The sequence below is a fragment of the Pseudoalteromonas sp. P80D2 genome, from assembly GCF_036680945.1.
GTDB lineage: Bacteria > Pseudomonadota > Gammaproteobacteria > Enterobacterales > Alteromonadaceae > Pseudoalteromonas > Pseudoalteromonas shioyasakiensis.
In genome coordinates this window covers 110,927-124,487 of sequence record NZ_JAZDAR010000017.1, presented here as the reverse complement: position 1 = coordinate 124,487, position 13,561 = coordinate 110,927, and the positions used below count along the sequence as shown (strand labels likewise).

Below are 13,561 nucleotides of genomic sequence, written 5' to 3'. Positions count from 1 at the left end.
AAAAAGCGAGCCGAGGCTCGCTTTTTTAATAAGCTTTATCAACACGCACCGTGTTATCGGTGAGGTACACCAAACGTACTTTATCACCTTGGTTGAACAGCATTTGGTTGTCTTTATCTTGCACAACCATAAATTGTTCGCCGCTTTCTACTTTGATCATCAATTCAACGAGCTGATACTGTATAATGCGACTGTTTTGTTGGCGGTTGTGGGCAACAGAGCCACCAATCATCGAACCTAAAATGGTTGCTACAGTGCGGCCACTGCCGCCACCAAACTGATTACCGATAACACCGCCAATTAGCGCACCACCAAACGTTTCCCAGCCGTTGGTTTTATCTCTGACCAGCTCTTGTTCAGTAATGGTTCGCACTGACTGTACTGAGCCGAACAACACCTGCTGTACTGGTACTGCTTTGTTACGCTGATAGTCAGCATAACTTGGCGAGCTCAGTAATAAACAGCTTGCTAGGATTGCTACTAGGTATTTCATAAATCCTCCTGACTACCAGCCAAAAGTTGATTTCTCACGTGTTTTACGGATTTCAGTTTCATCAGCCCACTCAACTAGGCCGCTTTTTAAATCCATTAAACGCATAGTGAATTTATAATACACATCAGCCTTGTCAGCATTTGATTTAACAATGCTCGATAAGTTGCCGTATAACATATATTGCGCACCAACTTGCTGGCCAAAAGCAATAGCGGTATTTGGGTTTACAAGTGGGTCAACGTTTTGGAAATTAAGTTGCTCGCGCACAGCTTCAACGCGGGTCATATCAACAAAGCGGAACTTACCACTGCGTAATAACTGTGTTGAGATTGAATCAGTAATAGATTCAGTATCAATATGCTCGCTCGTTTTGTTTTTAATACGCTCAACAAACACGATAGGGCGGGTATTTGCTGTCATGGTACCTACCACAGGTGAAGCAAGTAACGAGTCTGTCATTTGGCTTGCTACTTTTTGTAGATCTGTTGAACCAAAGTTGATATCTGTGGTTTCTACGGCTTGCGCATCACCATAGCTAACAACGGCTTTATTAGCACAACCAGACAGCAATAAAGCGCTTGTCATTGCAACGGCCGCAGCCGACTTAACAGAAAGTAATTTCATTGTAGTATCCTTAATCTTCAAATTCTTGTGCTTCTGTTGACACTTCACGCACTGCAAGCGAGAAGGTGACAGCATTTGCTGTCGGGGCTAGGCCCGGTAATTGGGTCTTGGCAAATCCAAATAATGTAATAGGTTGCCAAGGTGAGTGGTTGCCGCGAATAACAAAGCCATCAGCGTCATACCAAGTAAATTGATACTGTAAGTATTGAGACTTTTTATACTGGCTTGCCAGTGTCACAACAACATCTGTTAAGCCATTTGTTTGGCGTGTTTTTACATCTGTAATGGCTAATTTCTTGCCAAGTTCAGGGTTATTAACAATCAGTTGTTGGTTATACTGTTGTGATGCCTGCTCAACACCAATGCCAGAAGTGGTAGGGCGTGAGGAGCAAGCCGCAACAAGTAAAATGGTTAATAGTGGCACTAAGTATTTCATCATTGCTCCTAGAGTTGTACGACATGTGTGTCGTAGTAGTTATTTATAGAGGTTAGAAAAATCAAGGTTAACCCTTGCTTACTAACCGTAAAGTCTATTTCGCCGTGCCCTGGCACGCTTAAAGCGTGCTGACCTGCTGGCATCGCGTGCTGCGCAATACTCAGTTGACTAGGTAAAGTAGACCAACTTCGCGTATCAGCCTGCTCTGATGCAATGTTATAAATATTCGCTAAAATATTACCGACATCGCCGCCGCTTCTTGCCAATTCTGCGCGCATCTTTTCTTTCGCAACCAAACGCATAACTTGGCGGGTTATTCTACCAGCACTTTGATCTTTCAAAGTTTTTGCTGCCAAGGCTTCAAGCCTAACAATGGGCGTCAGTGGCAAATTTTCGCCACCGAGACTCACGGTTTTATCACTGCCTGCATAAGGCCCATCGCGATAAACTGGCATGGCAATACTGTAAAAGCGTGCATCACCACGGGAGGTATAAATGGGTAATCGTAAATGAAACTCTTGCCTTGCTGGTATCAAACCTTGCTCTGCAATTACAATTACTTGGCCCGTGTTTGCTTGAGTCTGTTTTAGCTTGCCAAAGCGTTTGCTAAATTCTTCAAAGTCCTGATCAAACCCTTGTTTTTTGGCAAGGCGTAACACTGTTTGCTGTAAGTAGCTATTTTCGCTATTTATTTCGAGTGCTTTCTTATAATCGATATAGGCATCATCAAACTGTTTATCTGCCTCATAAAGTAGGCCAGACAAATAAAACGTAAAGGCATTTTGAAAGCCATTTTTGACATTACCAATAAGCTCAGCCATATCAGGGTAGCCTTCGGCTGCCTTTTCTGCTTGTTCATCAAGTACAGCTTGGTTGTCTTTTAGTGCATCTTCTTGCACTTTATTTGCACGTCTAACTTCAACTAATGCAGATTCAAGTTGTTTATCAAATACATAACTCAGTGCTTTGTAGCTATGCAGCATCGTCATTTCATAGGCTGCTGGCTCATAACCAATCACTGAGTCATTGGTTAATAATGAATTTGTTTGCTCAAGGCCTGCACTTAGCTGTACTTTGGCTGCTTGACGCTTTTTTTCCATATTTTGATAAACAGCTTCAAAGGTCTCATTGGCCTGAGAATTTTGTTTAGCCAAAAAATCAAGACGGGCCGTTTCAAGCTGATTTAACAAATAGTTACTATGGCCTCGGCTGTTACTTGGCAAAAGTTGCTGCGCACTTGCTATGTTATTTTGAGAAATAGCTTGGCGCACAGGTCTTAGCTGCGTCGCATAATCTTGGAATAGATCAGTAATACCTATGGTACTGCAACCAGATAACAGTAGAGCAGCTCCAATAAATAAACGTCGATGCACTGAACACTCCTTTTAAACAATGTACTGAGATTAGCATACGCGGCTTAACCTTCTATGATAAATTATGTAAAAAATCGTAAGTTAATTGTCTAATTTTAGGTCTTATCTTTTTTAAAACCAAAAGGATAACTCATTTGTTGAGCACCATACTGTATACCTTGATTGCACTTTGTGCGTTTGCAGCTAATTCTTTGCTGTGCCGGATGGCATTACAAAGTGGTGATATTGATCCGTTAAGTTTTACTGCTATTCGCTTAGCCAGTGGGGCATTTATGTTGCTTGGCTTACTTTTATGGCAAATAAAGCTAAGGCGAACAAAATCGCCAACAGCACAACCTTTAACCGATAAAGGTAACAATATCAGTGCCCTTAGTTTATTTGTTTACGCGCTGTGCTTTTCAGTTGCCTATGTTGATTTAAACACAGGCACAGGCGCACTTATCTTATTTTCGGCAGTGCAGTTAACCATGATAGGCCATAGTGTTTTAAATAAAGAACCACTCAGTAAAGTGCAGTGGGGGGCTTTGTTTGTTGCTTTTGCGGGTTTTATTTACTTAATGCTGCCCTCAGCCACAGTGCCTTCTTTCATGCCAGCAATGCTTATGGCGTTAAGTGGCGTGGCATGGGGTGTTTACAGTATTCGCGGAAAATCATGCAGCTCACCGTTGCAAGCAACCAGCTTTAACTTTCTAAGAAGTTTAATACTCGTGCCAATTTTAGTGTTTCTAGCCGTGGTTGATTGGCAAGGTATTACTGCGAGTGGGGTTTATTTAGCGATAGCTTCAGGAGCGCTTGCATCCGGGCTTGGTTATAGCATTTGGTACATAGCATTACCTAGGCTTAAAAGTAGCCAAGCAGGGGTGGTGCAGCTAACCGTGCCTGTGCTTGCCACATTAGCTGGGGTGGTGGTTTTAGATGAGCAATTAACAGCGCGTTTAGTTTTAGCCAGCGCCTTAATTCTTGGCGCTGTACTGGTGTTTTTAATGGCTAAAATTAGGGCGTATTAATATTTAATACGTAGCGTTCATACAGAGTGTTAAGTTCAGCTAGTATCGCTTGTTTGCCGCTGAGCTCACTTTGTTCAATACAGTGTTGTAATGTTGCAACTGATAAATACTCCATCATCTTTGCAGATACACCGATATGGCTGATATGCCAAGGCTCAGGGGCAACCCCACCTTTGTATTCTTGGTAAGGGCGATAAAAACCATACTTTTCTAGGTTATCGTCAAGCCATACCGCAAGCTTGGCAAAGGGCCCTGTGGGCGAATACTCATCAGGCGTTAATTGCAGCTGGTAATTATCGTCAATAGGGCGGGTATCGTAGATATCGAGGTCGGTACCAAAGTGGTGCCTGCTTGCCCCAGGCAGTGCTGAGTAAAGCATAATAGCATGGCACTTTTCAGTATCACTTAGGCTTTCTATGTCTACCGTTTGTTGCTCAAGGGTGTAAACCGGTCGAAGGCCCTGAAATTTAGCATTCCAAATAGCACTTTGACGATGAAAATCGCGAAAGCTAGAGGCAATTGTCAGATCAATACCTGCTTCTTTTGCTCCTTGCTGCAGAGCTAAAAAATCATTAACAATATCACGATGCAAGCGATGATTTTGTAGCTCAACTAAATGTGAGCTACTTAACCCCGTGGCGCATTGTTTAAGCTCGGTTTGGTTCATGTAAGCAGTTGCTCTAAAATGACTTCGTAAATATCAGCTAGTTGAATTAAATCATCCGTGCTAACACATTCATCTACTTTATGAATAGTTTCATTACGAGGACCAAGCTCAATGACTTTGGCACCCGTTTGCGCGATAAAGCGGCCATCAGAAGTACCGCCGGTGGTTTCAAGTGCGGTGTCGCGTCCAGTCACCTGCTTAATAGCGTGCACGGTGGCATCAACTAACGGGCCATGTTCGGTTAAAAACGGCAGTCCATTGACAATCCAATTTAACTCGTAATTCAGGTTGTGTTTCTCAACAATTTCCACGACTCGCTGCTGTAGCTGTTGGTGAGTTACTTCGGTGCTAAAGCGAAAGTTAAATTGAATTTCAAGCTCACCAGGGATCACATTACCGGCACCAGTGCCACCGTTAATATTCGAAACCTGAAAGCTCGTTGCAGGGAAAAATTCGTTACCTTGATCCCACTCGGTTTGACTCAGCTCAGTTAACGCAGGAGCAGCTAAATGAATTGGGTTTTGCGCTAAATGCGGGTAAGCAACATGGCCTTGCACACCTTTAACAGTTAAAAAGCCAGTTAAAGAACCGCGACGACCATTTTTTACTACATCGCCAAGTACATCTCGTGAAGAGGGTTCGCCAACTAGGCATAAATCAATTTTTTCGCCTCGTGCTTCAAGAGTGTCGATAACACGGGTTGTGCCGTTGATAAACGGGCCTTCTTCATCAGACGTAATTAAAAACGAAATTGACCCTTTATGATCTGGGTGCTTAGCAACAAAACGCTCGGTGGCAACCACCATGGCAGCCAGTGAACCTTTCATATCGGCTGCGCCGCGACCATGTAACATACCGTCTTTTACCAGTGCAGAAAAAGGCGGGTGCTGCCAATTTTTTGCAGGACCTGTTGGTACAACATCTGTGTGACCAGCAAAACAAAAATGCGGTGATGCATCTCCCTTACGAGCCCAAGTATTCAAGGTATCAGTGAAAAACAGTGATTCAATATTAAAGCCTAGTTTTTCAAGGCGTTCGTTCATTAACGCTTGGCAACCAGCATCTTCAGGCGTTACTGATTCACGCTGAATAAGCGCTTGAGCAAGTTCAATAACAGGGTGAGTCATTAGGCAAAGATCTCATCGTATTGAGCTGCTTTAAAACCTAAGTGGTATTGGCCGTTATGCACAAGTACCGGGCGCTTGATCATCGCAGGTTGCTCAACCAGCAATGCTAATGCAGATTCTTTATCTAGGTTTTGCTTTTGCTCATCAGATAATTGACGGTAAGTTGTGCCGCGTTTATTAACTAAATCTTGCCAATCAATGTGCGCTGCAAATTCGTTAACTAGCTCAGCACTAATGCCGTCTTTACGGTAATCATGGAAAGTAAATTCTTGATTGTTATCAGTTAAATATTTCTTGGCTTTTTTGATTGTATCGCAATTGCTGATACCGTACATGATAGTCATAAATTCTACTTTTTAGTTACAGTGAGTAATGTGTCTACCCCAGCAGTGACCTGAGATAGTGAATAATATAGGGGTCCAAGGTGTTGGCTATTGAGAACGCACAGTGTACCAAGCATAGGGCTGCTCAGCTCGCGTAAATCAAAATAGGCTAATCGTTCACCTTTGCTAATTTTACTGCCGTTTAATTTAGCAATATTGGTGTGGTTGATATGTTCTTCAACCGAAGAAAACGATAAGTTTAATAAAACTTTTAAACCGTTTTTTGCCTGTAAAATGTATTCTTTACCGGCATTTTTAACTTGTAATAGGGTGCCATCGAATGGCGCGATGATGTTGTGGCTAGTTAGTTCAACACTAATCCCTGGACCAAGGGTAGCAAAACGAAAAAATGGCTCAGGGTGCTCGCTAATGCTTTTAACACGCCCTGTAAATGGGCTTTTAATGGCCATGCAGCGCGCTTTTCTGAGGCTGCGTTCGGGTAAGTATTGAACTTCGTTAGTCATGGCTTATTTAACATCACCTAGCACATGGTAACCGTCTTTTTTCAGGGCTGTAATAGCTTTTGCCATACTTTGCTTTTTCACCAATACATAATCTGTATCGTAGGTTGATAATGCAAAAATTGAAATCGACGCTTTTGCTAACACGCCAGAAATATTCGCCATAATACCAGTTAACGAAAAACCAAGTGGGCCAATAACTTCAAGTGCTTGCCAGTCGGTTTCTTGATCAAGACTGTCGAGCTGGAAACTACTTGGGCAGACAATAGACAGCTCATCAGCCGTTTTTGCAATAAAGAAAATAGCTTGTTGGAGTAAGGCAGGATCAATCGTCGCATCGACATCTAAACTATGAATGGTAAGTTCTTCACTATGAAGTTGTAACGTTTGTTTTGACATCTGCGATCCTATCTTTGAAGCCTTTGAATTTATAGTATAGGTAAACAAAGTTAAGATAAAGCGCAATAATTTTGATTGCTGAGGTTTTACTCAATATCACTGTTGAGGTTGTCCACAGAATCTGTGGATAAATATGGGAATAGGTCAGTATAAAGAAGCTAATAGGCTAATTTATAAAGGTTTTATAAATTAGCCTAAATTTTGAAGGGTTAATTTTCTAAGCTTTCAACTTGCTTAGCTTGAATCGCTGTAAGGGCAATGGTGTAAACAATATCGTCTACTAATGCACCACGACTCAAGTCATTTACCGGCTTACGCATACCTTGCAGCATAGGGCCAATACTAATTAAATCGGCACTACGTTGTACGGCTTTATAGGTTGTATTACCCGTATTTAAATCAGGGAATACAAACACTGTTGCTTTACCTGCAACCGGGCTGTCTGGTGCTTTTTTAAGTGCTACGTTTTCCATAATTGCAGCGTCGTACTGAAGCGGGCCATCAATCACTAAATCAGGGCGCTTTTGCTGGGCAAGCTTAGTGGCTTCACGCACTTTTTCTACGTCAGCACCTGAACCCGAGGTACCCGTACTGTAGCTGATCATTGCAACACGAGGCTCAATACCAAACGCGGCCGCTGAATCCGCAGATTGAATCGCGATATCGGCCAGTTGCTCTGCCGTTGGATCAGGGTTGATAGCACAGTCACCGTAAACCAGAACTTGATCAGGTAACAACATAAAGAACACTGACGATACCAACGATGAACCCGGTGCAGTTTTAATTAACTGTAGCGGTGGGCGAATCGTGTTGGCTGTGGTATTTACCGCACCCGACACTAGGCCATCTACTTTGCCTTGCTCAAGCATCATAGTACCAAGCACCACGTTATCCAGTAGTTGCTCTTGGGCAACCACTTCTGTTAAGCCTTTGCTTTTACGAATTTCGACCATAGGCGCAACGTAATCGTTGATCACATCACCTGGCTCAACAATGGTTACATTATCGTTAAGCTCAACACCTTGTTGCTCAGCAATACGTAAAATTTCTTCTTTGTCACCAAGTAGGATTGTTTTTGCAATGCCACGTTGACCACAAATTGCTGCGGCTTTAATCGTGCGCGGCTCATTACCTTCAGGTAAAACAACCGTTTTCTTCGCTTGACGGGCTTTGTCTGTCAGTAAGAAGCGAAACGCTGGCGGAGACATTTTACGAGTACGACCAACACTTTGTGCAAGGCTGTCTAACCAGTCAGAGTCAATGTTACTCGCGTTGTGATCTTTTACTTTATCGATACGTTGGTCATCATCACACGGTACTTCCATATTGAAGTTGTGCAGTAATAAAGACGTGCGCCATGTATCTTCTTGTGTTGCAAGAATCGGCAGGCCGGTATTCATAGCTTGTTCGCACAATTTCATGATGCGATCTTCAGGTTTAAAGCCACCGGTTAATAAAATAGCCCCAAGCTTGGTACCATTCATGGCTGACAAACAAGCGGCAACGAGTACATCAGAGCGATCGCCCGGAGTGACCAGTAATGCACCCGGGGTAAAGTGGCTTAAAATATTCGATACAGTACGAGCACAGAAAGTAACGCGACGTAAACGACGGTGAGCCATGTCGCCTTCGTTAATAACTTCGGCCTTTAGGTATTCACATAAATCTCGCACACGTGGCGCTACTAGGTCGAAATCCCACGGGATTGAACCTAATAATTTAAATGGGTGCTTTCTGAAAATAGGCAATGATGCTAAACGGTTTAATTCGTTTTCAAGTTGCTCAGGCTCATGGGCTTCAACAAGGTCTGCACGTGCGCGACCTTCGTCATCTAAAGGAGCATTAACTTTATTGAAAATACAGCCTAGCACGCGAGGGTGGTTAACACCGCCATAGTTGCCAGAAGCAATTTCTAAACGGTCTTCAATTTGGTCGTTGCTATCGTTACTAGGTGTTAAAACAAAAACAATATCAGCACCCAGTGTTTGCGCGATTTCACGGTTTACACGGCCAGCATAAGGCTGACGACGTGTTGGCACCATACCTTCAATAATAGCAATTTCGTCTTCTTTAATGGTGCTTTCAAAGCGCTCTACGATTTCTTCTAGTAAATCGTCGCCTTTACCATCACCTATCATTTGCTCTGCATAGCTAAGCTCAAATGGTGTCGGCGGATTAATTGGCGAGCCATGGGTGACAATTTGCGTCGACTTTTCAGGTCCTGTATCGCCAGAGCGCGGCTGCGCAATTGGTTTGAAAAAGTTCACTTTAAGCGCTTTTTGCTCAAGTGCGCGCACTAAACCAACAGAAACAGATGTTAAACCAACCCCAGTCGAAATAGGGATCAACATAATTCTACGTGCCATTTACTTAACCCTCCTTTGCAATGCGGGCTGCATCGTTAGCAATAACCCATTCTTCGTTAGTCGGGATCACAAACGCTTTAGCATGCGATTGGCCTTTTGAAATTAAGCCTTCTTTACCAAAACGTGCCGCTAAGTTTGCAGCTTCGTCACACTCAAGGCCTAAAAAGCCTAATTGAGTGATTACTTTGTCACGAATGATATCTGAGTTTTCACCAATACCACCGGTGAAAATAAGTGCATCAAGGCGTTGTACTGGCACCAAGAATGCGGCGATTTGTTTTGCTAAGCGGTAGCAAAAAATATCGAGTGCAAGGTTCGCTTGTGGGTGGCCCTCAACGGCGGCTTCTTCAATAGTGCGACAATCATTTGATAATTCACTAATACCTAACAAACCGCTTTGTTTATTAAGTAAATCATCAATTTCTTGCACTGAATAATTTAGTTGCTGAGTTAAAAACGTGAATAAACCCGGGTCGATACTACCACTGCGGGTACCCATCACTAAGCCTTCAAGCGGTGTAAGGCCCATACTAGTATCAACACTCTTACCATCTTTAATCGCACATACCGAACAACCATTACCTAAATGCGCACTGATCACATTGGTTTGTTCGCGCTCTTTGCCTAATAATTTTGCCGCTTCACCTGCAACATAATAATGGCTCGTGCCATGGAAACCATAGCGTCTTACGCCGTGCTCTTTATAAAGCGAGTAAGGCAGGGCGTATAAGTACGCAATATTTGGCATGCTTTGATGAAATGCCGTATCAAATACAGCAATTTGTGGCAGCGCTGAGAACGCTTGCTGTGCAGTGCGAATGCCCAATAAGTTCGCTGGGTTATGAAGTGGAGCAAGTGCGGCTGTTTTTTCGATAGCTGCAAGTACATTATCGTCGATAAGCACAGATTCAGTGAAATGCTCACCACCATGCACAACACGATGACCCACAGCAATTAAATTATCCGCAAGGCCTAACTCATTAACTAGCTTCACAAGCTCAGCAATGGCTGCATCGTGGGCTTGGCCCTTTGCAAGCTCAATAAGTTGTTTTTCACCATTATATTTATATTTGATTGAAGGCGTGTCTGAGCCAAGGCGCTCAGCTAAACCAGAAATAACTTCGTCAGAAGTGGCGGCATCTAAAATGGCAAATTTTAAACTTGAACTACCACAGTTCAGTACTAAAACATGTTGTGGTGAGCAAAGGGGCGTCGGCATAGCTAGGTCCTAAAAGTACGATATCAGTCAGTGTATATTAAGGCTTGATAATTAGAATTCTTTGCCAGTATAGTAAATAAGTATTTTGTTGCTACACTTAACAAAGCTAGGCTGTAATTATACTAAAGTCTGGTTGACTTAAGCCGATAACATTTTATCTCATTTAGACTTTAAACGTTAGTCTCCTAACCATTAATTTGGTATTAAAACTAGGACAGGTTTTGCAGGGATTGTATCCGGGAGTGTGTTACACTCGGTTGTGAAACAAGTTGAAAACCCTAGGAGTGATGATGCAAAAAGGTGTCATGTCACAAGTGCAAACAGGTCGTCAATACGCTAAAAAATGGCCGATGCGACAAGAGCTCGCTCCATTGTTTGCCGAATTCAGAGTGATCAAGGCCACTGATCTGGCAATTACAGTGATGCCAATATTGGCAATGCTGACCGTTTTTATGCAAGTGAATTACTTAGGTAGTGATTATTTTCCACAAGCTATCACTATCGCGCTTTTCTTTTTATCACTACCACTTCAAGGTTTGTTGTGGCTGGGCCGCCGTGCAGAAACCCGTTTAGAGCCAGCAATGCTAAGTTGGTATACCGAGTTGCACAGTAAAATGAAGGCGCATGGTTATCAGTCACAATTAACGACTGAAAAACCACGCTACACTGACTTAGCTCAATTATTAAAAGATATGTTCGAAAAAATGGATAAAGCCTTCACTAAAGAACACTTCTAATCGCGAACAAACTGGCTCACATAAAACGATAACGTTACTTTTTGTGGGCCTTGTTGCTCTATCTGCTGCCAATGCTCTGGGCGAAACTTCCACGCAAATGGCGTCATCATAATTAAATGTTTTATCTCATCGACAGACAACAGCACCTGTTGCTCTAACAAGTTTATTGACTCTTTGCTGAAGCCTGCTGGTGGTTCTATCTCTGTATGTGGTTTCACATCAGCATAAATAAACGCTTTTAACTCTTTAAGGTGCCAAGGGCCAGGGCTTGCAACAATTAAACTAGCTTGCGGTTTGGCAAGGCGAGCAAGTTCTTGTGCAAATAAAGGGGCAAACACACTAACAAGCACATCAGCCTGCGCATCTGCAAAAGGGGCTTGGCTAATCGACGCGACACTAAAATGCGCATTTTCATAACGCTTAGCGGCGTATTTTACCGCGGGCTTAGAAATATCAACACCATATACATCGGCACTAGACTGCGATGCAATTGCTTGAGTGTAAAAGCCTTCACCACAGCCTAAATCAATCACTGAACTCGGTTCGAGAGATGCCACTAGCTCTGCTAAAGCTTGCTGTAAAAACAAATAGTGTCCGGCACTTAAAAAAGCGCGGCGAGCTTGCACCATTTCAAGATTATCACCCGGTTGTTTAGACTTTTTATTTTGCACGGGAAGTAAATTGACATAACCCTCTTTGGCGATATCAAAACTGTGGTTGTTGTCACAACGGTAAGTTTTGTCGTTTAGAGTAAGTTCAAGTTTGCAAAGCGGGCAGTGATAGTGAAGACTCATGAGTCTAAATAGTCCTTATCATAAAAGGTTTTAACCCAATGAGGGCGATAGGTGATCATCAAGGTAATGGCCATGCCATTGAGCATTGCTTCAGGAAACCAAATTATGGCACACAGGATCAGATAGTTTTCTGAAATCTCAATAAAACTGTAATCACCAAGCAAGTAATAAAACACACCGCTGGTAAGTATTTTAATACAGGCGATAACAGCAGCGGTTAAAAACGCGCATAAAAAGATATAAATAAAAAAGTGTCTTGGTAAATAGGTATAGCAAATTACAAAACACAAATAGCTCAATGTAATTGGTAAAAAAGCAGTAAACAATAAATGCACTGGCAGTATTGATACTGGCAACTGAGCGACTAATACCAAGAGTAAACTTGCAAGAAGGCTTGCAAAAATAGCCAGTCGCCAGCCTAAAATTAGGGTCACTGCAGTGACCCCTAAAATATGCAATTCGAGGCCTGGCAATATCCCCGCTTTAATGCGCCACAGTACCGCAAGTACTAAAGCACATGCGAGCACACCAACTTGTCTTATTGGCGTTGCCAATAATTGTGATGCGCTTTGCTTATCAAAGCTGAGCCAAAGTATTAGAGCCACACAGCTCCACAAAGGGAGCTGCCATTGCAGTGTGTCTATCATGCGTTAAATGTTGACCAAATTGGCGCATGATCAGATGGTTTTTCGATACCACGTAATTCGTAATCGATACCAGACTCAACGCAACGCTCAGCAAGAGCAGGGGTTGCTAAGATCACATCAATACGTAGACCGCGGTTGTCATCAAAACCTTTTGAGCGGTAATCAAACCACGAGTATTGCTCAGTTTTTTCTGGGTAAAGTTCACGGAAGGTATCTTTAAAGCCCCAGTTTAATAAAGTGCTTAACCATTCACGCTCTTCAGGTTGGAACGAACACTTACCTGTTTTTAACCAGCGCTTACGGTTTGGTTCACCAATACCAATGTCGAGATCGGTCGGTGAAATATTAATGTCGCCCATCACAATAACATCTTGCTCTGGCGTGTGGTTATCTTCTAAGTGAGTCATTAAATCTTTATAGAATTGACGCTTGTAAGGAAATTTGGTTTCGTGGGCAATATTATCCCCTTGTGGGAAGTAGCCATTCATCACCGTTAGGTCACGACCATTTTCTTGTCTCACGGTAACACTGATCATACGACGCTGTGATTCGTCAGTATCGGTAGCAAAGCCTTTAACAACTGATTTCGGCTCTTGTTTACATAACATAGCCACGCCGTAATGCGCTTTTTGACCGTGAAAATAAACGTGATAACCCATTTTTTGCACGTCTTCGAGAGGGAAGGCCTCATCATGTACTTTGATTTCTTGTAAGCCAATAATATCTGGTTGATGTTTATCAATTACGGCTTGCAATTGGTGTAAACGAGCGCGCAGGCCGTTAATGTTAAATGAGATTACCTTCATGGTGCACCTATTATTTTTGTTT

Annotated in this window: 16 protein-coding genes; 2 read left to right on the top strand and 14 right to left on the bottom strand. The window is 42.7% G+C overall.

Translation table 11 applies throughout. The features are described from left to right. Nucleotides 1-25: 25 nt before the first annotated feature. The 4 genes from VRK28_RS01605 to VRK28_RS01590 are packed head-to-tail and all read right to left on the bottom strand — an operon-like array spanning nt 26 to nt 2,926. Complete coding sequence (locus tag VRK28_RS01605; RefSeq protein WP_130166277.1) at nt 26-493, bottom strand: glycine zipper 2TM domain-containing protein; 468 nt, start codon at nt 491-493, stop codon at nt 26-28. Between the two features lie 12 nt (nt 494-505). Further along, on the bottom strand, nt 506-1,117 hold the full coding sequence (gene lpoB, locus VRK28_RS01600; RefSeq protein WP_054561262.1) for a penicillin-binding protein activator LpoB: 612 nt from the start codon (nt 1,115-1,117) through the stop codon (nt 506-508). A 10-nt stretch (nt 1,118-1,127) separates the two neighbouring features. After that, complete coding sequence (locus VRK28_RS01595) at nt 1,128-1,553, bottom strand: YcfL family protein (RefSeq protein ID WP_054552954.1); 426 nt, start codon at nt 1,551-1,553, stop codon at nt 1,128-1,130. A gap of 8 nt (nt 1,554-1,561) precedes the next feature. Then, nucleotides 1,562-2,926: a COG3014 family protein gene (locus VRK28_RS01590; protein WP_332393157.1), complete on the bottom strand. Its 1,365-nt coding sequence runs from the start codon at nt 2,924-2,926 to the stop codon at nt 1,562-1,564. A 137-nt stretch (nt 2,927-3,063) separates the two neighbouring features. Between VRK28_RS01590 and VRK28_RS01585 the strand changes: the two genes are divergently transcribed. Beyond that, nucleotides 3,064-3,933 (top strand): DMT family transporter, encoded by an 870-nt coding sequence (locus VRK28_RS01585; protein WP_332393179.1) that lies wholly within the window; start codon nt 3,064-3,066, stop codon nt 3,931-3,933. On the opposite strand, the gene VRK28_RS01580 is transcribed toward VRK28_RS01585, so the two are convergent. From VRK28_RS01580 to VRK28_RS01550, 7 genes are all read right to left on the bottom strand, one after another. Next, nucleotides 3,920-4,600, bottom strand: coding sequence for a M15 family metallopeptidase (locus tag VRK28_RS01580; protein WP_332393156.1), 681 nt, complete (start codon nt 4,598-4,600; stop codon nt 3,920-3,922). The two genes, VRK28_RS01585 and VRK28_RS01580, sit on opposite strands and share 14 nt — an antisense overlap. After that, complete coding sequence (gene dapE, locus VRK28_RS01575) at nt 4,597-5,727, bottom strand: succinyl-diaminopimelate desuccinylase (RefSeq protein ID WP_332393155.1); 1,131 nt, start codon at nt 5,725-5,727, stop codon at nt 4,597-4,599. The genes VRK28_RS01580 and dapE overlap by 4 nt, the downstream gene beginning before the upstream one ends. After that, nucleotides 5,727-6,071, bottom strand: a complete 345-nt coding sequence (locus VRK28_RS01570) for an ArsC family reductase (RefSeq protein WP_054561266.1) — start codon at nt 6,069-6,071, stop codon at nt 5,727-5,729. The genes dapE and VRK28_RS01570 overlap by 1 nt, the downstream gene beginning before the upstream one ends. Nucleotides 6,072-6,076: 5 nt before the next feature. Then, entirely contained in the window at nt 6,077-6,574 is a 498-nt protein-coding gene (locus VRK28_RS01565) for a PTS glucose transporter subunit IIA (protein ID WP_054561267.1), read from the bottom strand. Between the two features lie 3 nt (nt 6,575-6,577). Continuing rightward, entirely contained in the window at nt 6,578-6,970 is a 393-nt protein-coding gene (locus VRK28_RS01560) for an ACT domain-containing protein (protein WP_054552960.1), read from the bottom strand. Nucleotides 6,971-7,179: 209 nt separating this feature from the next. Further along, the gene (gene pta / locus VRK28_RS01555) at nt 7,180-9,336 is read right to left on the bottom strand and encodes a phosphate acetyltransferase (RefSeq protein ID WP_063529714.1); all 2,157 of its coding nucleotides are present in this window, start codon (nt 9,334-9,336) and stop codon (nt 7,180-7,182) included. Between the two features lie 4 nt (nt 9,337-9,340). After that, entirely contained in the window at nt 9,341-10,555 is a 1,215-nt protein-coding gene (locus tag VRK28_RS01550) for an acetate kinase (protein ID WP_332393154.1), read from the bottom strand. 290 nt (nt 10,556-10,845) lie between these two features. On the opposite strand from VRK28_RS01550, the gene yfbV reads away from it, so the two are divergent. Then, nucleotides 10,846-11,292 (top strand): terminus macrodomain insulation protein YfbV, encoded by a 447-nt coding sequence (yfbV, locus tag VRK28_RS01545; protein ID WP_054552963.1) that lies wholly within the window; start codon nt 10,846-10,848, stop codon nt 11,290-11,292. Here the strand turns inward: yfbV and VRK28_RS01540 are convergent. The 3 genes from VRK28_RS01540 to xthA are packed head-to-tail and all read right to left on the bottom strand — an operon-like array spanning nt 11,289 to nt 13,539. Further along, entirely contained in the window at nt 11,289-12,086 is a 798-nt protein-coding gene (locus VRK28_RS01540; RefSeq protein ID WP_332393153.1) for a putative RNA methyltransferase, read from the bottom strand. The genes yfbV and VRK28_RS01540 overlap by 4 nt on opposite strands. Further along, nucleotides 12,083-12,733 carry an energy-coupling factor ABC transporter permease gene (locus tag VRK28_RS01535; RefSeq protein ID WP_332393152.1) on the bottom strand — a complete coding sequence of 217 codons (651 nt, stop codon included), beginning with the start codon at nt 12,731-12,733 and terminating at the stop codon, nt 12,083-12,085. Before VRK28_RS01535 ends, VRK28_RS01540 begins: the two co-directional genes overlap by 4 nt. Continuing rightward, nucleotides 12,730-13,539, bottom strand: a complete 810-nt coding sequence (gene xthA / locus VRK28_RS01530; RefSeq protein WP_269407719.1) for an exodeoxyribonuclease III — start codon at nt 13,537-13,539, stop codon at nt 12,730-12,732. Before xthA ends, VRK28_RS01535 begins: the two co-directional genes overlap by 4 nt. Nucleotides 13,540-13,561: the final 22 nt, after the last annotated feature.

Excerpts from the sequence above, each read along its gene's own strand:
- VRK28_RS01605 (WP_130166277.1), bottom strand. The coding sequence starts at position 493 with ATGAAATACCTAGTAGCAATCCTAGCAAGCTGTTTATTACTGAGCTCG.
- lpoB (WP_054561262.1), bottom strand. The coding sequence starts at position 1,117 with ATGAAATTACTTTCTGTTAAGTCGGCTGCGGCCGTTGCAATGACAAGC.
- VRK28_RS01595 (WP_054552954.1), bottom strand. The coding sequence starts at position 1,553 with ATGAAATACTTAGTGCCACTATTAACCATTTTACTTGTTGCGGCTTGC.
- VRK28_RS01580 (WP_332393156.1), bottom strand. The coding sequence starts at position 4,600 with ATGAACCAAACCGAGCTTAAACAATGCGCCACGGGGTTAAGTAGCTCA.
- dapE (WP_332393155.1), bottom strand. The coding sequence starts at position 5,727 with ATGACTCACCCTGTTATTGAACTTGCTCAAGCGCTTATTCAGCGTGAA.
- VRK28_RS01570 (WP_054561266.1), bottom strand. The coding sequence starts at position 6,071 with ATGACTATCATGTACGGTATCAGCAATTGCGATACAATCAAAAAAGCC.
- VRK28_RS01565 (WP_054561267.1), bottom strand. The coding sequence starts at position 6,574 with ATGACTAACGAAGTTCAATACTTACCCGAACGCAGCCTCAGAAAAGCG.
- VRK28_RS01560 (WP_054552960.1), bottom strand. The coding sequence starts at position 6,970 with ATGTCAAAACAAACGTTACAACTTCATAGTGAAGAACTTACCATTCAT.
- pta (WP_063529714.1), bottom strand. The coding sequence starts at position 9,336 with ATGGCACGTAGAATTATGTTGATCCCTATTTCGACTGGGGTTGGTTTA.
- VRK28_RS01550 (WP_332393154.1), bottom strand. The coding sequence starts at position 10,555 with ATGCCGACGCCCCTTTGCTCACCACAACATGTTTTAGTACTGAACTGT.
- yfbV (WP_054552963.1), top strand. The coding sequence starts at position 10,846 with ATGCAAAAAGGTGTCATGTCACAAGTGCAAACAGGTCGTCAATACGCT.
- VRK28_RS01540 (WP_332393153.1), bottom strand. The coding sequence starts at position 12,086 with ATGAGTCTTCACTATCACTGCCCGCTTTGCAAACTTGAACTTACTCTA.
- VRK28_RS01535 (WP_332393152.1), bottom strand. The coding sequence starts at position 12,733 with ATGATAGACACACTGCAATGGCAGCTCCCTTTGTGGAGCTGTGTGGCT.
- xthA (WP_269407719.1), bottom strand. The coding sequence starts at position 13,539 with ATGAAGGTAATCTCATTTAACATTAACGGCCTGCGCGCTCGTTTACAC.